We start from the raw sequence: 17,904 nt of genomic DNA, 5'->3' as shown, positions 1-17,904 counted from the left end.
CTGCCCGAGCGCCCGCGATGGCCTTTAATCCTGGCCGCGATCGGGCACAGCGGGGCCAGGGCCCCAGATCTCCGGCCGGTCCGCCGGTCGGGCCGCCAGTGGGCGCGAACGTGGAAGCTTGGAAGACTCAGGGCCGCCCCGGTGCTCGGCCGGGCGTGCAGAGGCGATCGGGATCGAACAGAAGGGCGGTCCACCACAGCACTGCCATGTCGGCGACCAGTTGGATGTTGGGGTTGTTCGTCGCCAGGTGTCGAAGCGTCGTGATCCGCGCGTCTCGGGGGCGATGACCTTGGCCGCCCGTTCCATGGACCAGATGGCGTAGTTCCTGGACCTCCTTGACAGCTCTCTCCAGCGACAGGCCGGGGAACCCCTCCCGGAGTTCTTTTTCATAGTTGTTGATCAAGGCGGCGTAGAAGGCTCGGTGAGTAGGGTCGGGAAGAGCCGGGAGAGCGTGAGAGCGAAGCCGGTCGGGACTGAGGAGCTCCCACAGGGGCACGCTGCTCTGGGTTGCGCCTTCCCAAAGCCCTTGCAGGGTTCCGAGCGCCCGGAACGCCGACCAGATCTTGTCGCTGGCTCCCCAATCGGCAGCCAGTTCCACCACGGCCGACAGCCCGAAACGAACATTCGTCCATGCGATCATCTGCTCATCGAGATCGATGACGCCGTCTGTGTTCGTGAACCGTGCGGGGTCGGTAAGCAATCCGAGTAGCCGGTTCATGCCGATCGCCGATTGACGGAGCAGGGCTTCGGCATGGCCGTCGGGCAGCCGACGGATCCCAACGTCGTAGACGCCGGTTCCGGGGCCTGAGAGCTGTGGTCGCTCGGCACCGACCGGCCAGCGGTCCATATGAGGCGTACGGACGAACCCGCTGCCGGGGGCGAGCAGTGCGATCTCGGCACCGAGATTGGTCATGAGCACTGCCGCCATCGGTTGAAAGCGGGCTGTCAGGGGAACGCACATCATCGCTCCGGGAGCGCCTCAAGGATCCCAGTCATCAGCATGCCCTCTGGCCGCTGCGTACCTAGCGGCATTTGGACGGCCGGAACGCGGTTGACCAGGTGGTCGATGACACGCCACAGAAACTGGCGGCGCATCAACCTGGGGTGCGCACCGAGACGGAAGGCGGTGCATTGCGAGTAAGCCTCCATCAGGTCCTTGACCGAGCCGAGGACATCGGTGTCGCTGAGTAACCGGAGCCGGACGTGGGTCCAACGATCGAAGTCGTCTGGGCTCACGCCGGGGCGGTTCAGGTGTTCGCGGACTCGGTGCTCATACCCGCGGCCGAACGTGTTTCGGCCCAGCGTCTCGCCGGCGTCTGCTCGTAAGTGCCCCTCCGCAGATTGAAGAGGAAGGGCGTACACGAGATCAGGGCTGGGATCTGAGCGGACCAAGATCCTTCCGCCGTCTTGCCTGAACCGGAGGCCAGCCTCGGCGAAGATCTGCCGCATGTCCCTCTGCAGCCGGCCTTGGACTGCCCGCCACTCGCCCGGCCCTACATGTTCCGGCAACAGCGCCCACGTACTCACCTCATGAGTGTGCCAGCGTTGCGGTTTGACGCTGGAACTGGATGCGCGATCCCTTAAGTATGCGTCCGGCAGGTGTCGATAGCCGAGGGCCAACGGTTGCTTCTCGGCTTGGTGCTGAGCTGCACGGGCACCGGCATCGCGGTCCTTGCGGAGAAAGGCGTTTACATACCATCAGGATTCGCCAGCACCAAACCCACGGCGCGAGCCGGGTCTATCGCAGTCCAACTACCTCGGCGGCTTCATGATCGCAGCGGGGGGTTGTGTCCTCGTCGCCCAGCACAATCGCCTGTCCCCGAAAGGTCAACTTACGCCCGCTGGGCTGCCAGTTGCCGGATAGCGGTAGGGTCGGATTCCGCCACATATCGATAGCTTTGCGGCGGATGGAACGCGCGGCTGCTTCTCAGGTCGTTGAGTGGCAAGGGGGCGCCCAGGGGTAGTGCCTTGGTCAGGAAGAGCAGGCAGGCGGTATCAGTCCCGGCCAGGTAGTCATCGAACTCGCATCGGTTGATACCCATCGCGTGTCCATGGCTGCTCCAGGCGTCCTGCACGCTGAGCGTCTCGGACCGTTCAAGCTGCGCGGTTCCCACGACGGCCATCACCGGCGAGCTGGCGTAAAGGACGACGGGTGAACCCTCCCGGGCGGCGACCCGGCGTCGGCGCACCTCGACTGTCTTCTGGCCCGAGAGAATGGCTTCGGCGAAGCGCGGCCGCACGGACAGCAGCAGGGCTGGTGGCTCTTCACGCATCTTGATCGAAGCCTTCCCGGTAGATTTGAGCGAACAGTTCAGGTCCGATCTTGCGTGGTGAGAGCGGGTAGAGCAGGCCGGTTCGTGACCCGCTGAGGATCTTCAGCCGCGGAAGTGGTATCGGGTGAGGGAAGATCTCGGTGTTGGTGACGCGCAGGGCTTGGCGTCGTGGGTTTTCCCCGGTGCCCTGGATTTGTGAGAGTTCCCAGACACCGAGGTGTTGGAAGCGATCGTGCAGGTCCGCTGGCGTGCCGATGACGTCCAGCTCCAGCTGAGAGCATCCGATGATGCCGGGCGCGGCTGGTGTGTTGCCGCTCATGTACCACAGGATCCGGGCGGGAGCGGCGGGGCCGCCGGTGGCGGCGCGGTAGTAAACGTGCTCGCGGCTGAGACCGAGATCCTCGCGCCACAGTGGTGTGGGTACGCCGAACAGCTGGTTGGACCACCGTTGCTGGATCGACACGACGTAGGTGGGCAGCGAGGTGTCGATGATCTTCGCTGGCCACCAGTTGCGCTCCAGCTGAGCGACGACGGCAGCAGGCATAGTTGATCTTAACGGTGTGGGCTCGGATAAGTCGAGATGACGCGCCACCGCGCTGACGTCCCGTTCGACGTCGGCCGCTGTACCGCAGGTGTCGATAACGAACGCTATCCACCGGCCGTTGACCTGTTGGAAGCCGTCATCGAGCAGCGCGCGCTGCGTTCCAGGCGACAGGTGAGGGTCGTCAACTACAATTGCGGCGAGCTTGTTGGCGCGGCACTGGTTGCGCAGAATCAGCAACAGTTGGCGAGCCATGGTGTCGGCCAAGGGCTGGTTGGCCACCCGCAGCAGCGACACGGTGAGCGCGAAGTCATGCTGGCTGGTCACGTACAGAGCGGCGACGTCCCCGGCCGGGGTGATCACGGCGCAACGCTGGGCGCGTGCGACGGCGAGGGCGTGAAGTTGGCGGAGGAAGTCCTTGCGGCTCTCGCCGTTCACGGTCGCGGCCAGGTGCTCGACCGCGTGGTCCTGTTCCGATCCGAGGGCCTTGAGCTGGTATCCGGTGCCGAGCAACGCCACGGGTTGGTACGCCTCGGCTCGTGTGAGCTCGTCGAGGTGCACGACGACATCAGCCGGCTCGAGGATGCGGAGCCCCAACGCTCGGGCTGGCTTTCGCAGGACGCTGATGAGCCGAGTGTCGTGCGTGACGAAAACGCCGACCTTCGCTGCTGCGGCCGAGGCGACGTGACGCAGGTCGTATTCATCTCGTCGACCAGCGGGATACGGGTCGTGTGCGGCGTCTATCCGGTCCAGGAGGAACTTCTGGGCGGCCTTGACGGCTTGTGAGACAGGTGCCGCAGGTGTGCATCTGCTCATTACCTCCTCGCAGGCGTCTCTTGTCGCGCCGGGTTCCAGGTCGGAGATCTCTCGGCGGACCGAGGTCGTGACCACCAACTCGAGTTGGTCGGTGAGGTGGTCGGCGAGGAGGGCCAGCGATTCGCTGGCGCCTGGTCGGCTCTGGGCCGGGCCCAGGTCGCGGATGATGTTGTTGTCTAGGGCGGCTCGCAGCAGGGGCGGGTCCTGCCGTGAGAAGAGATCCGGGTGCCCGTGGTCACGCCACCAGACGTCGAGAAGGTGGCCGGTGTGGCTTCGCCCCCGCACCTGTGATCTCTTGTGGAATCCAAGATCGATCCACAGCTTGTCGATCCCGTAGTCCTGGCGGCACTTGACGCTGATGCCGGCCAGATCAGAGTGCTTCGCCGAGAGGTGCTCTACGAACATGGTGGCGATTCCGCCACGGCGGTGTTCCGTGCTCACGCACAGATAGGCGAGGCGGACCCGCTGGTAGGCGACTCCGTAGAGCGCGAACCCGATCACTCTGCCGTCTTGCTTGGCCACCAGCAGGTGCCCATCCCCGGCCGCTTGCTCATAGGCCCCACGCATCTGCATACCGAGTCGAGCCCTGAACTGGCAGCCGAGCTCGAACGCCTGCGCGACCGCGTCGCTGTCGTCAGATCGCACCGTCTCTAGCTGGACCGGTCGGGGCGAGGTCGAAATCGACATGCACGCAGTGTGCCTGCCTGATAGCTCCGATGACATCGACCGCGCGTCTTAAAGATCGACGCTCAACTGGCTGGCATGACACGACCATGCCAGGAGTCCACACCAATAGTGAGTTTCCTCTGGTTCGTGGCGGAACTTCTTCGTGCCGTAGGTCGTGGCCACTGAGATTTGGTGCTGTTGTTCGGTGGCCGACGTCAGGCGTTCGTGAGCAAACATCGCTCGTGCCGTCGCGGGCTCGCCGTTCAAGGGCTCCCCCATGGTGGCCCTGACCAGCCCCGATTCAGCAGGAACGGGTTGGTCCCGCCCACGATCGCCGGCACGCCATCCTGGCCGGCCAGCACAAGCCGTCTTCCGCCCAGGTGGGCATAGAACAGCCGCCGTCAGGCGCCCGCGCACCGCACGTGCGACGCGCACGTGAGGGGGGCGCGATGAGGTTGGGTCGGCGCGTTAAGGTGCCGGGAGATCCCGACTACCGCAGGGCCGGCACCCAGACGGCGTTACAGGAGAAGTTGATGGCCGCCAACCTCCGCAACACCAAACCCTTCAAGGAGCGGCTCGCCCAGCTTGAGGAGACGAACCGGCTCGGGGTGTTCTTCGCGCCGGCCGAAGCAGCGGACCTCCTGGCGGAGCGCGTCGCCTTCACCGCCGCCCAGCTCGGCGTCACTGAACGCACCGCGCTACAGAGTTACATCACCCCGCACAACATCTCGCTGCTGGCGAAGGTTCTCGGCGAGCACGCCGCCACCTACCGCGACGTGATGGCCGAAGCCGAGCCGGTGACCATCACCGTCCCAGACGCGGGACGGGTGATCGCCGCACTCGGCATGGTATGCAAACTGGCCACCGAACAGATCGAGAAGGATCCCGCCGACGCCGCCGGTCTCCTCACCGACGCCGCCGATGCGATCGTCGGCATCGGCGCGGAGATCAGGACCAGCAAACGCGACGAGCCGGTGACCATCAACGGAAGGACCCTGGTGTACTCGCGTTCGGTGCTCACGCGCGCCATCGGGCGACTCACGACGGGCATCTGGGAGTGCCCGTGCGGGGAGGCGCACCGGCCCGGCGGGAGTCCCTGCACTCTGGTACAAGGACTCACGGCCGACCTCAACGTCGTCGGCGGCTGGCTGGCAGCGCCCCACGAACGGCCCGGCGACCAGCGGTAGACCTATGAACGGGGACGTCTCTCGGCGACGGCCTGAATTACTCTCTGTCATCGAGGGACCGTGAGCGCCTGCCGCAGCTGCTGTCTCGGGTGAAACACCAGGCAGGGCTCGTCGGCTTCAGTCTCGCGATGGCCGTCGTCCGGTGGCGGGTGGCCCGATAGTGCGCCGACCTGCCGAGAGCGCACGAGCGGCTGCTTCAGGCGTTGGAAACGCTCATATCCGTGAGGTGCCCTGACCTGGTGGGACTATCCCCATCGCGTTCTCCGGGCTGCTGGCGCAGCTGCTCGCTCAGCTGCAGGAGCCGTGGCAGGGTGACCAAGACGCATAGGGGTGAGGTGGCGACGGCCCTTCGGTCCGCGTGCGTCCAGGACGAGTGGTGCTGCAAACCGGGAGACTGGCTGATCCAACGTACCGCTGTTTCGATGGAGACGACCGCATGCACCTGAGCAAGATCACTGTCCATGGGTTTCGCGCCAGCGCCGAGGACCTCATCGAGTGCGAGATACCCGACCGGTTCAGTGTGCTGATCGGCGCGAACAACGCTGGAAAGTCGACCGTCTGCGACGCGTTGTATCTCGCCCACCGGCTGCGGTTCCCATCGTTGGCTCCGCCGTCGTCGGCCACCCTGGGCGACGGCCCGCGCAGCATCACCGTCGACTACTCCTATGCCCAGGACCCAGACGACGAGGGGCCCCTCGGCCGTGAGCTTCAGGAAGCTGCGGGAACCAGAAGCACCGCTGTCGCCGCGTCATGGACGACGGAACTGCGACGCAGCCTCGGCAGCGTCGCCGCGCGCACGGAGTTCCACGACTTCCGCGACCGGGTCCGGCTGATCTATCTGCCGGCTACTCGCAACCCGGTCGATGACCTTGCCCGCCGTGAAGCCCGGGTGCTCGTCGAGTTGCTACGTGCTCAGCAGCAGCGGCTCACTGGCCGCCGCGACCTGACCAACCTGCGGGCGAAAGCGGCCAGGTTACTCGACGCGCTGGCCAGCACCGACCTGATCCAGGCCGTCGAGCAGCGCATCGGCGAGCATTTGGGCCCGCTGACTGCCGGGGTACGCCAGCACTGGCCGTTCGTACGCGGCCAAGCCGTCAGCGACGAGTACCTCGCCCGGGTGCTGGAGCTGATGGTCGCCGCAGTCGAGGACCGACTGCAGGCCCGCAACCTGGCGATCACCGGTCTCGGCTACGTCAACCTGCTACATATCGCCGTCACCCTCGCCGCCATCCCCGACCCCACCCACGCCGACGACGCCGAGGAAACCGGCGCTGCTGTACCCGGCCCTGAAGGCACCGCCGGCATCCCATCGGCGGAGGCGAACAGCCCCGGCGACGAAGAGCAGCAGGTGGCGGCAGCCGCAGCGCGGCTGGCGCAGGCACGCGTCGAGCGCAATGCCGAGGAGGACTCGTTCTTCTCGTCGGCACCGTTCCATGCCACCGTCGTCATCGAGGAACCCGAAGCACACCTACACCCGCAACTGCAACACGGGCTGGCGCGTTACCTGCGCGAGTCCGTCCGGAACCGACCCGAGCTGCAGGTCATCCTGTCCAGCCACGCCAGTGACATCACCACCGCCTGCCGGCCAGAGGATCTCGTCCTGCTGCGCCGCGGCCGCGACGGCCGGCACATCACCCGCCCCGTCGCTCGGCTGCCCCTGCCCGACCGCGACCACGTGCTGCGCTTCGCCCGTCTGCACATGGACACCACCCGCTCAGCGGCACTGTTCGCCGAACGCGTCGTCTTCGTCGAAGGAGTCACCGAGGCCGCCGTCCTGCGCCTGTTCGGCCAGGCCTGGGCCGGCGCCGACCCCACCAAAGCGGCGTTCGTCAGCGCGCTGACCATCACCGTGATGGGCTGGAAGGTCGGCGAGTTCCCCGCGAATCTGCTCGCCACCCACGGCTACGAACTCGCCGCACGGGTCGTGGTCCTCGTCGACAGCGACAAACCCGTCACGGTCACCCCGACGAAACCCGCTTGGACCAACAAGTACCACCCGGACACGTTCCGGTACATCATCAGCCACCCCACCCTGGAACCGTCCTTGGTCACCGGCAACGAAGCCCTCTTCACCACCGCACTCGAACGCACCGGCCTGACCGCACCCGATCCGGTCGATGTCGCGACGATCACAGCGCTGTTCGCCGGTGCCAAGACCGACGGCACCCCGGCCGGCCCCGGCAAGCCGAAGAAGGCGCAGTTCTCCCTGCACCTGGCCGAACTGCTGCAGGACAACATCAATACCGACCCGGCCTCCGTGCATGTGCCCGACCACCTCAGGGAGCTGTTCGATTTCCTGTACGACCCAGAAGCCGAGATTGCCCACCGTGGCTACGACGCACTCACCTTCGGTGGGCCCACCACGCCAGCCGCCCCCTGATCAGAACAGGACACGGAGACATGTCAGCCCAGGCCGTGAAGCCTGCCGGACTGACCGGTGAGCAGTTGCGAGCCGCCGCCGCGGTCGAGCCCGGCGTGTTCATCGAGGCTGCCCCCGGATCCGGCAAGACCACCGTCGCCGCCGAACGGTTCGGATACCTGCGCTACCGCGATCCTGGCGAACCGCGAGCCACGGTCGCGCTCAGCTTCACCCGCGCCGCGACCGCGGAACTGCGCCGCCGCATCGTCAGAACCTGGGGAGTCGACCCGCTACGCGGCCCGCACCGAGTCGTCACGATCGACACCTTCCTGAAGGAACTCCTCACGTTCCTGCTACGTGCGGGCCACCTGCGCTGGCCGGGCGGGCACACGGACCTCACAGTCAAGGACACCTGGGACAACACCTACACCCACAACTTCGCCCGCTACCAACCGGTCCTGACCCTGTCCGGCCGCGACATCGTGGTCTCCTCCGTCGTCAACCCGAGACCGCGGAGCCACATCGACAACGAGCCGTTCACCAAAGAGATCAGTGGTGGCGTCTGCACCCACGACGACGTTCGTACCGTCTTGACCGCGGTCTTCGCCGACGACCAACTGCGCCCACTCCTGGGGGAACGTCTGCGGGCCGTCGTCGCCCACCTCATCGTCGACGAAGTCTTCGACGCCAACCGGCTTGACGTCCTGCTGATCGGCCTCGCCGCAGCCCACCAGATCGGGGTCACCATCATCGGAGACCCCTGGCAAGCGCTCTACCAGTTCCGCGGCGCCGAACCTGACCTCGTGCACCAGCTCATCACGGACCACAAGCTGCGAACCTACCCGCTGACCCGATCCTTCCGCTTCCAGACCACCCAATGCCAGAACCTGGCCGCCGACCTACGCGCCGGCAAGGGCGTGGAACTACCCACCCGCGACACCCTGCCACTCGACATGGTCCTGGCCCACGACTGGAGCACATTGTGGCAGATCGGGCAGGACGTGCTCCCCCTGTCGTTCGGCAGCCCCCGCACCACAGAGAAAGCCGCCGCGCTGCTTCTGCTCGACATCGTGACCGTCGCCGGACTCGGCCAACACGCCGTCTTCGTCGGCGAGGCCCTACAACTGCTACGGATCACCGACCCGGACGCGACGGCCCGACTGGCCCCGCATCTGGCCGACGTGCTCAGCACCCTACGGCCGGCCACGAAGAGCGCCGTCAACGACGCCTGGGACGCACTCGTAGCCGCCATCGCCAACGAATCAGACCGCTACTTCCGTCCACGCCACGCCACCTACACCCGGCCGCTGGCTCAACTCGGCGACTACCTACGCCGCGCTGTCGCACGCCCGGTCCCCGGGCTAACCATCCACCAAGCCAAGGGCCGGGAATGGCACGCCGTCGGAGTCCGGCTGACTTCCACCGAGCAACAACATCTCGCCGCCGGTCTCACACCAGACCACGACGGGCAACGCGCGATCTACGTCGCGCTCACCCGCGGCAAGGCCAACACCGTCGACGTCTGAGCCGGGCGCGAGGATCCGCACGGTCACCTGTGTCGTCGGACTGGTGCAACAGCACAAAGGTGGCGTGCCGCGCTGCCCCACGAAGGCAGAAGAACTACCGAGGTATCTCATTGGTCGCTGGCCTCAGAGGATATAGTCCGCGATCTGCTTGGCGAGCTGCAGGGGCCACGGCAAGGTTGTTGTCCACCGAATGTACGGCGTGGCGCTACGGAGATCGTGAACTAACGCGGCCCAATGCTCGGGCCGGTCATTTTCCTGGAGGCCAGCTACGCATAGCTCCACGAACTGAGTGTTCCACACCTGCGTCTTGGGATTTGGCGACCGTCCACCGGCACGAACTCCCGGTACGATCTTCGACTCGGAATGCATCGCGTTCGTATGCGTAGCTGGCTTTCCGGAGGTACTGCCGAAAAGTCTGGGATTGATGTATTGCCAAAGCCCCGCCGATTGACCAACCTGGTGGCCGTCTATTCCGTAACACTCAGGCGTCTCGCCACCTTCAGGAGTACGCACGCGGACATGCCTCAGGCCGCGCATGGTGGCAATCGAGTGCCGTTGACCGACACCGAAGTCCAGCATGTCCACCTCTAGGTGGCTGTTCCTGAGGTGATTCCAGGCATTCCGCAAATTCTGCGCGTGCGTTAGAAGAAGTGTATCGGAGTAGGTGCCGACAGCGCTCTCCACAGCTTCGTTAATGAATCGCATGGTGTCTCCAGGCGCAGACACGAGGTCGGTATCAGTGTGCGCTCGGACTATCTCAAGCAGCCCTTTGTGCAACGGCTGCCATGCCGTTCTAGGCGTACGCACCAGCACCTTCTGACCGCTCGGGTCAGCGAGCAATGCGACGGGCACCTGCATTTTTACCCTCGAAGCTCTGCTCCTGCTATGGCCGACCATCCAGATCGCCAGCAGGGCAGGGCTGCGAGCGAGTGTCTTCCGCGTCGGCGACGGCAGGGCGGTCGGGCGCACTCCCAGTTGCCTTAGGAGTTCGTCGATGGCAGCACCGAACCGGGTGCGGGTGGCGTTGGCCGCGTGGTCAGGGCCCTCTCTAGGCAGAACGAGTCGGGCGGCGAACTGGCTGTGCCGCCCAGTGTGCAGTAGCGCTTTCCGGAGTGCGAACTTCAGGTCGGCTTGGCCGTCTCTGCGCTCGTGCCGTTCTGGGCTGGAGATCTCCACCAGCGTGATCGTCGGGTGAAGTGCCTGGCTGAGTAGGCTCGTAATGAGTTCAGCCCGCGCCTCGATCGCGGTCTGCGGCGAACCGGCCTCCTCTTCGATGTTCACAGGGAGGCTTGGGAGCGTTATGCGCCGCACGCCGATCGTCAGCGGTCCGACGGTCCGGAGAACCTCCACCTCGTTAAGCTTCTCCCCGCGGGGGAAAGGTACGCCGAGCCGTTCTTCCAGCCTGTCCAAGGCGTGCTGCGCGGTCTCCTCAAATTCGGTAAGCAGTTCGACGGTCAGCCGCGGGCCAATCGCGTCGCAAAGAACCTCTGGCGCGATGACGTCAGTGGCGGCGCCGGCCAAGCCCTTGTAGATCGTGCGCCCCGCGCGGGTCAGCGGCTCGACGGGGCGCATGTGCGGGGAGAGTGCATCGACTACCCAGGACATCAGGGGATGCCGGTCCGCCACAGACAATCCTTCACTAACCCTGGGCCAGGGAAGCATACCGTTGACATAGGTGAGGGCCGCCGGAGCGTCGGTGCGCCGCAGAGATTCCACTGGCTCATTGACCAGCAAGTTCGGATCAGGGAGCAGGTTCGGATAACCCACCTGGCTAATGACGCTGGTCAGGGCGTCGTCCCACTGCGGAAGCCAGGTGTGACGACCGTCCTCCTGCAATACCCGAGCCAGCGCGATGTCGGCCCGTCCGAAGTAAGGCGCTGTCGGCCTACTCGGAAAGGAAGCGGGAGGCGCTAGATAGACCGGGTAGCGGCGGCCTACGGCCAGCTTCCCACGCATCGGCGCCCACCGCCGTACCCCGAAAGAAAGGTAGACCAGAAGCTCGTTGCTGGTTGGCGCGGTCTGCGCGGTCACCCTGATCGTCACGGAGAATGGCGTCCGCTCCTCTGTACGCTCGGGTGGCCAGGACATGAGTTCGGCACCTGTCTCGGTAGGGCAAGGTAGGAAGACCAGGTCGCCGTGAGGTGCCCGATGCCGCGACAGCGTAGCCGCGACCTCCATCGGGATCAGGCGGGTGAGATGGGACATGGGCAGTTCCGGACCGATGCGGACCGGGGACCAGATAAGGTCGTCGGGGCTCAGATGCGACAGCGCCTCTTCAGACTGTTCTGACGTGGCCGTCCTCGCACGTACCCACGCGGCAACCAGGTTGAAGATCGTCGCCACGTTCACCGGCTGGTAGGCGAGCAACCAGTGTTGGTCGTGGTCGTCGCCTGGTCCCGCGTGCCCCTGCGTCACCACACAATCGGGGACTGTGGCAGCGATGACATCGTTGAGTGAGGCGATTGGATTCCTCGCGATGTCGCCACCGAAGGTTCTCGCCAGCCGATGCAACAACTCCAACCATCGTTGGGGGAAACGCATGGTGTAGTACTCGCGCTCGATCGGGTATGCCGGGTCGAGTCGCATTACAGTGACAGCCAGCTGATTGTAGCGGGTAACTCTTCTCGACGACGGCCCGTCATTATATGAGTACGGCGCAGCATCGGATACGGCGCTGACACCAAGGGCCCTCGGGGCTGATGCCTCGGCGACCGACGAGGCGCTCCCGTCGGTGCGGTGGGGATGAGGTTCCGTCCCGCTGGTCACTGCCGGGAAGCCGCTATTCCTGATCGGGGTTCTCACCCGGCGCGTCGGCACATCAATCCCCAGAACACGAAGTTGCGCAGGCGGCAGGGTCCAGCTCTCATCCGTCAAGTCACGAACCAAGCCGGGGGGCGGATTGGGGGTTCTGCCGATTCGGCCTTGCGCAACCCACTGGTGCCAAGCAAACAGCCAGTTAAGAGCGTGAGGTTCTTCGAACAGTGCGATCCTGCGTAGAAGGCCACTGAGGGCGGCGCGTTCGGCCGCTGGTAGCCGCACCTCCGCTTCTGCACTGAATCGCAGGTCTGAGGTGGAGGGCACCGAGACATCTGGGCTTGTCGCTACTGCGCTGCGCAGTAGGTTCCACGAGCATCGAAGGTCGATTTCACCCGCTACCGCGCCGGTGATTACCACTACCGGGTAATTGTCCACGCGGCGGACGGAGATTCCGTCCGCCGGTGGACGGACCATGTCTGCTGTTCCTCGACTGGCGAGAGCTGTGGCGAACCCCAATACCTCATCCTTGGGAACCACCACACGGAGTCCCGTCATCGACGGACCCACTGCCTTGACGAAGAGCGGGTATCTCGGTCGCCCGTCAGTTGGCCACTGTGCCCGGGCACCATGTAGCAATCATGTGGGCGTCGAGGTTGAGCAGGATGCCGGGGTAGCCGGGGACGGTGATGGGTTCGAGACTGATGTAGTGGATGCCTTGTTCGGCCCTGGGGTGCGTCTCGGGAAGCGGGCGGTTGAAGGCGACGAGGTTGCCGTCGATGTCGGGACGGAGAAGCAGGTCCGTACCGTCGGGGAGCTTGAGCGCGCCTCGGAGGAGTTCGATGGTGCGCCAGGTGGCGACGTCGAAAACCCAGTTGGGGATATCGGCGTGCGTCACCGTGCCCGCCTGGAGGTACTTGGCGATGTGGATCGTGCGTGGTTTGGTCTGGCGTAGCAGGGGGGCGAGGAGGTCTTCGAATGGTGCGCCGTGGCGGGCCGCGAGGTCTCGTTCGAAGGCGGCGAAGAGCCGGCTGATGATGGCGGTGTCGATCTTCTTCCGCATCAGGAGCAGGGTGCCGGGGCCGTCGGGGTCCTTGCAGATGGTGGCGTAGTCGCTGGAAACGTAGCGCAGGCCGAGGCTCAGGTCCCTGTACGGCAGGTTCTTCGGGTGGCGGGTGTATCGGCGGTTCAGGTCCTGCCAGGTGTCGTTGACCTCGCTGCCGAGGGTGTAGCCGTGGATCTTCTCCGCCATCGCTTCGGTGTAGGGGAAAGCCAGGGTGCGCATCAGGGGTTCCTGTCGTTGATGCCGGCGAACGTGAAGAACGCGTCGATGGTGGTGCCGTAGATGGAGCGGACCTGGTCCAGGTGGTTGTCGTCGCGCCATCGCTGGTGGAGGTTGCGGATGAGGGAGGCGAAGTCGCTGCCCGGTGCGGCGCCTCCTCGGTGGAAGGCGTTGTCGACCAGGTGAAGAGTGGTGTTGGTGCCGCCACGCCTTGCGCGCCCGGCGAGTTGGATCAGGTCGGCCAGGACGTCGGCGAAGATCGCGGTTCGCACGTCGGGAGGCAGGCGCCCGAAGGCGGGGTTGGACCTGTTGATGAGCTCCAGGTGTTTGGCGGCGATGCGGTGGCGTTCGTCGAGTTCCTTGCGCGGGTCCTCGCCGGGGTGCCGGTTGCGGCGGGCGTGGGCACCGGTGTGGGCAACCAGTGCGGATGGTTCGTCGATGAGCTTGATGGGTCGGACGCATACCCAGATGGAGTCGAGCGCGGACCGGTGGCCGACGACGATGTTGAGCCCGCGGGCAACCCGTGCGAAAGGTGAGATCAGCACGTCCCTGCCCGTGCCCGGGAAGGTCCGCAGCCGGCTGGCGGGTATGGCGAGTACGTCGTCGGGGATTTGCAGGCCGCGGCGGTCACCGGCGGGAACGGCGACGGCGATGCGGGTGCGGTGGGCTCCCCCGGCGATCAGGCCGCGGCAGAGGGCGAGCATCTGGTCGTAGGAGTTCGTGACGAGCAGGACCCGGGCACGGTCGCGGCGTTCGGTGTCCCGGTGGTCGTGCAGGTCTCGCAGTCTCTGTTCGAGGATCTGGTCCCAGAGGCCGGATCCGATGCCTTCGAGTAGTTGGGCCTTGCGGTTGCGGGCTGCCCCGGAGATGACGATCCCGCGGTTGGTCGTGTGGTCGTTGACGGACGCGTTGCTGACGGTCAGCCTGCCAGTGCCAGTGCCGGCGATGTCGGGGTAGTAGCAGGCGACGTCGGCATGGACGTGGTTGGTGGGGGAACCGGGTAGGTAGGCGGTCGCGGAGAGTCCGACGATGACTCTGGGCGCGCCCGTGAGCGCGGGAGCCGTGGTGATTCCGAGGTCTGCGGTGTAGGCGTGCGGGTCGCCGGAGAGGATCTCTGCGGTGAACTGTCGGTCGGAGCGGCTCTCCGGGTCGCCGGTGACGGCGAATCCGAAGACCGCTCGGCCGATCGGTCCTTCGGGTGTTGCCTGCCAGGAGGGAGCGCGGTCCAACGCGGCTTCGACGTCGTCGGCGAGCCGCATGCCGCTGTCGCGCATCAGCGGCAGTAGGGCTTCCAGTTCGGCGAGCCCTTGCTGGAGTTCGCCGAGGAACGCCCTGCGTAGGAGAAGGTGGGCGGTCTGGAGCTGCCACGCCGAAGCGGCGGGTTCTGCTGGGTCGTCGTCCTTCCCGGTCTGACGGCCGCAGTCGGTCTCCTCCAGGTCGACGTCGGCGTCCAGGTCGAACTCGGCGTCCGGCTCGCCCTCGTCGGTGGTGGGCGCAGTGATCGTTTGGATCGCGCTGACGATGCCTTGGCTTCTTTTGTGGATCAGGTCGGATTCCGGTTCGTCGGCGACGACGAGGCGCAGTTCCTTGCGTAGGTCCGCCCAGCCGGCGGGTAGCGCGTCAGGGTCGGGTTCGTTCTGGGTGAACAGGGATTTGAACCTGTCGAGTTGGTCGTCGTTGGGGCGGTCTTCGAGTTCGTTGAGGCCGAAGAGGCGGCAGGCGAGGAGGTTGTCCCATCGGCGTGGCAGGTGCAGCCTGGCCTGTTTGGGGCCGAGTGGGTCCTGCGGGTCGATGAACCCGTTGACGACGGCGGCCAGGTAGCGCTCGGAGAGGAACTCGACCCGGTGGATCGCCCGCTGGAAGGCGAGTTCGAGTTCGCCCGGCACGTTGTTGGATTCGACCTGTTCCTTTCGCTGGTCGTCGAGCTTCTCCAGGAGCAGCTTCTGCGTGTCACGGCGGGCCAGGACGAGGGTGCGGCCGGATTGAGTGACCGCATGTCCCTGGAAGGCGTCGACCTCGTCGACAAGGACGATGTCGGCGCGCCGCAGCAGCAGCTCCTGCGCACTCATCCGTCCGTGGAGTGTGCCGTTCGTGATGACGGGGAACGGCACCGAGCCCTGCTGGAAGTAGGCGTGGTTGGTGACGATGATTTTGGCTGGGCCGGCGGCTTGCCGCCATGGCGCCCACTTCTCGCAGGCTCCGATCAGGGGGCATCGGTGGCGGCCTTCGACGCCGGGCTCGTGCAGATCCGTGCAGGGTTCCTGGCCGGGCTGCCATGCGGCGCCTTCTTCGTCGCTCAGCATGCAGGAGTAACCGAGCTCCTGCCAGGTCCATCTGGCACCGGCCGGATCCTCCGGTGCGTCGTTGGTGCGCTGGACGGCCACCTCGATGAGCCGTCGGTGGGACATGAGTGCGACGACGGGGATGTCGAGGCTCAGCGCCGCGAGGTCACTGCGGATGGCCGCGACAAGATTCAGCGTGCTCTCGACATCAGGGGTGAGCAGGACGACGGTGCGGCGGCCTCCTCTGTGGCTGGCGAGGTGGGTGGCGGCGACGCGCATCCAGACGCTCTTGCCGGAACCAGTGGGAGCGATCATGAGCTGGAGGGGCCCTGCCGCGAGCTTCAGCCGGTCGACGGGTTGGCCCTGTGGCGTCCGCAGCTTCCGTGAGAATCCGTCCAGGACCTCCGCCAGGCGGAAGGCATCGTCACCCCGCTTCTTGTCGATCAGTTCGGCGGTGGCGTGCATGTCCGCGAGGTCGGCCACCACCTCGGCTGGCGCGGTGGCGTCCAGAACCGGGACAGGCGGGTAGGGCATCGGCGCCCGCGGGATGAGGTAGGTGTTGCGTCGGAACTCGTCGCGGCTGGGGCCGGCGAGGAAGACCGACGAGCTGTAGCGCCTCTCGGCCAGTGCCTCTGGGGGGACGCGCATCGGGGATGACGCATCCTCCAGCTCCTGCAGCGCGGCGGTGATCAGATCACCGACCGGCACCCCGTCGATCACCTGCAGGAAGTCTCCGGCCTCCCGGTAGCGGGGCGACCGGTTGTTGCGCAGGTGCTCGTCGAGGCTGACGCGCAGGCCTCCTTCTGTGGCCAGGCGGCGAGGGCGCAGGTGGATGAGGCGGTCGATCGCATGTCGTTGCGTGGCGGTGAGGCCGTCGCGCCAGCGGCTCCACACCCCGAGCTGGCCGGAGAGGAGGAACCGCGCGTCGCGGGGGTCCACCGCGGGCGCGCCTTCCCAGGTCTCGGTGGGGAAGAGCTGTTCGGCCAGGCCGAGCGCCAGACGCAGCGACGGCCCGATCATGAACCGGTTGGCGGTTCTGTGGAAACGCGAACGGTTGCTCATCCGGCTGCGGCCCTCTTCACCTCGGTGAGGAATCGGTGAGACGTCGTGGCGAACCGGCGCCGTGATCCGGTGGCAAGGCGCAGCCGTTCGTTGAGGACCGCCACATGGCCCGCCCGGTAGTCGGGGACGACGATCAACAGGTCGGATTCGCCGATGCTGCCCCGACGCAGCAGCTCGTTGGCCAGCCGCGCGGGGTCGGTGTAGTCCTTGACATCGACCCGCCAGGGGCGCCGGCGTCGTGGTGCTGTCACGTGCAGGTCGTACCGGTCGACGTACGGCCACAGTCTCGCGGTGACGCCCGGGATCATCTCGAGTTCGCGGTGCAGGCGGACCTCCTCACAACCGGGGATAGTCGAGTACCGCCAAGCCGGCCGGGTAAGGCACACCTGTCCCGCGACCGGAGCCGCAGTGGTGACCTGTGGTCCGCCCAACTGCGCGGCACGTCCGACGTTCCAGGCGCCAGCCACCGGTGCACGGCCCTTGGCCAACTTCACCGTGATCGAACCGCCGAGGGCCTTCGTGTGCGGCGGGTAGGCGCAGGCAAGCCGACCGAGTTGGTACCGCATCGGGTACCGGCACACTGGGCACCCGAACCAATAGTGCTCCCCCTCGTGCGCCACCCACGCCCACGCGGGGATCTCCTCGACCAGGCCCTCGCGGGGCAGCCCTGCGGCCTTGATCGCGTCGATCACCTCCGACATCTCACCCGCCGCGTGTTCGATGACGGTCCGTCGCGCCCGCCGGTACCCCTCCTCCGTGCCCGTCGCCAGCATCTGTCCGTAGAGCCAGCCCTGCACCTTCTCCGCGCTCAGACGCGGCACCGACCAACCGACGACATCGGAGGCCGTCATCGACGGCGCGAGGTTCTCCATCAGCAGGTCAGCGGCAGCAGCACTGAGCTGCCCGTCCTCCACCAACAAGACCTCGTCACACGCTTCCCTCAGCGCGTCCGGCAGAAGCCCGGACAGCGGGCCGGTCAACAGATCAGTGAAGGCCACCAGGGGCAGCAAAGGCTCACCGTGCGCCAGGTGCGCCAACGCGACCCGCCCATGCAGTTCAGCCACCTGCCGCCAGCGCTCGCCGGGCGGCCCCGGCGACATCCAGACACTGGCGGCCTGCGTCACCGTGGTCACGACTGTGTCCCGGCCGAACCTGG

Annotated in this window: 11 protein-coding genes; 3 read left to right on the top strand and 8 right to left on the bottom strand. The window is 66.2% G+C overall.

Features of this window, described 5'->3' with window-relative positions:
- Positions 1-127: 127 nt before the first annotated feature.
- From AC0AIB_RS14620 to AC0AIB_RS14605, 4 genes are all read right to left on the bottom strand, one after another.
- Entirely contained in the window at positions 128-913 is a 786-nt protein-coding gene (locus AC0AIB_RS14620; RefSeq protein WP_465096862.1) for a hypothetical protein, read from the bottom strand.
- 47 nt (positions 914-960) lie between these two features.
- The gene (locus AC0AIB_RS14615; protein ID WP_465096861.1) at positions 961-1,527 is read right to left on the bottom strand and encodes a hypothetical protein; all 567 of its coding nucleotides are present in this window, start codon (positions 1,525-1,527) and stop codon (positions 961-963) included.
- 305 nt (positions 1,528-1,832) lie between these two features.
- Positions 1,833-2,273, bottom strand: a complete 441-nt coding sequence (locus AC0AIB_RS14610; protein WP_465096860.1) for an ASCH domain-containing protein — start codon at positions 2,271-2,273, stop codon at positions 1,833-1,835.
- Entirely contained in the window at positions 2,266-4,317 is a 2,052-nt protein-coding gene (locus AC0AIB_RS14605; RefSeq protein WP_465096859.1) for a GNAT family N-acetyltransferase, read from the bottom strand. The genes AC0AIB_RS14610 and AC0AIB_RS14605 overlap by 8 nt, the downstream gene beginning before the upstream one ends.
- 512 nt (positions 4,318-4,829) lie before the next feature.
- On the opposite strand from AC0AIB_RS14605, the gene AC0AIB_RS14600 reads away from it, so the two are divergent.
- The 3 genes from AC0AIB_RS14600 to AC0AIB_RS14590 all read left to right on the top strand — a co-directional run bounded on the left by AC0AIB_RS14600 (position 4,830) and on the right by AC0AIB_RS14590 (position 9,368).
- Positions 4,830-5,483: a hypothetical protein gene (locus AC0AIB_RS14600; protein ID WP_465096858.1), complete on the top strand. Its 654-nt coding sequence runs from the start codon at positions 4,830-4,832 to the stop codon at positions 5,481-5,483.
- 436 nt (positions 5,484-5,919) lie between these two features.
- Entirely contained in the window at positions 5,920-7,863 is a 1,944-nt protein-coding gene (locus AC0AIB_RS14595; protein ID WP_465096857.1) for an ATP-dependent nuclease, read from the top strand.
- Positions 7,864-7,883: 20 nt separating this feature from the next.
- Positions 7,884-9,368: a UvrD-helicase domain-containing protein gene (locus AC0AIB_RS14590; RefSeq protein WP_465096856.1), complete on the top strand. Its 1,485-nt coding sequence runs from the start codon at positions 7,884-7,886 to the stop codon at positions 9,366-9,368.
- A gap of 123 nt (positions 9,369-9,491) precedes the next feature.
- Here AC0AIB_RS14590 and AC0AIB_RS14585 read toward each other — a convergent pair whose 3' ends face one another.
- The 4 genes from AC0AIB_RS14585 to AC0AIB_RS14570 all read right to left on the bottom strand — a co-directional run bounded on the left by AC0AIB_RS14585 (position 9,492) and on the right by AC0AIB_RS14570 (position 17,881).
- Positions 9,492-11,954 (bottom strand): pPIWI_RE module domain-containing protein, encoded by a 2,463-nt coding sequence (locus AC0AIB_RS14585; protein WP_465096855.1) that lies wholly within the window; start codon positions 11,952-11,954, stop codon positions 9,492-9,494.
- A 772-nt stretch (positions 11,955-12,726) separates the two neighbouring features.
- Positions 12,727-13,407 carry a pPIWI_RE module domain-containing protein gene (locus AC0AIB_RS14580; protein ID WP_465096854.1) on the bottom strand — a complete coding sequence of 227 codons (681 nt, stop codon included), beginning with the start codon at positions 13,405-13,407 and terminating at the stop codon, positions 12,727-12,729.
- Entirely contained in the window at positions 13,407-16,748 is a 3,342-nt protein-coding gene (locus AC0AIB_RS14575) for an ATP-dependent DNA helicase (protein ID WP_465096853.1), read from the bottom strand. The genes AC0AIB_RS14580 and AC0AIB_RS14575 overlap by 1 nt, the downstream gene beginning before the upstream one ends.
- Positions 16,745-17,881, bottom strand: a complete 1,137-nt coding sequence (locus tag AC0AIB_RS14570) for a restriction endonuclease-related protein (protein ID WP_465096852.1) — start codon at positions 17,879-17,881, stop codon at positions 16,745-16,747. Before AC0AIB_RS14570 ends, AC0AIB_RS14575 begins: the two co-directional genes overlap by 4 nt.
- Between the last annotated feature and the right edge of the window lie 23 nt (positions 17,882-17,904).

It is taken from the genome of Micromonospora sp. DSM 43699, from assembly GCF_055517075.1.
The sequence above is the reverse complement of the archived record's forward strand: the minus strand, read 5'-3'. Positions and strand labels throughout refer to the sequence as shown.

Coding starts and splice junctions, on each gene's coding strand:
- AC0AIB_RS14620 (WP_465096862.1), bottom strand. CDS start 913: ATGACCAATCTCGGTGCCGAGATCGCACTGCTCGCCCCCGGCAGCGGG.
- AC0AIB_RS14610 (WP_465096860.1), bottom strand. CDS start 2,273: ATGCGTGAAGAGCCACCAGCCCTGCTGCTGTCCGTGCGGCCGCGCTTC.
- AC0AIB_RS14605 (WP_465096859.1), bottom strand. CDS start 4,317: ATGTCGATTTCGACCTCGCCCCGACCGGTCCAGCTAGAGACGGTGCGA.
- AC0AIB_RS14600 (WP_465096858.1), top strand. CDS start 4,830: ATGGCCGCCAACCTCCGCAACACCAAACCCTTCAAGGAGCGGCTCGCC.
- AC0AIB_RS14595 (WP_465096857.1), top strand. CDS start 5,920: ATGCACCTGAGCAAGATCACTGTCCATGGGTTTCGCGCCAGCGCCGAG.
- AC0AIB_RS14590 (WP_465096856.1), top strand. CDS start 7,884: ATGTCAGCCCAGGCCGTGAAGCCTGCCGGACTGACCGGTGAGCAGTTG.
- AC0AIB_RS14585 (WP_465096855.1), bottom strand. CDS start 11,954: ATGCGACTCGACCCGGCATACCCGATCGAGCGCGAGTACTACACCATG.
- AC0AIB_RS14580 (WP_465096854.1), bottom strand. CDS start 13,407: ATGCGCACCCTGGCTTTCCCCTACACCGAAGCGATGGCGGAGAAGATC.
- AC0AIB_RS14575 (WP_465096853.1), bottom strand. CDS start 16,748: ATGAGCAACCGTTCGCGTTTCCACAGAACCGCCAACCGGTTCATGATC.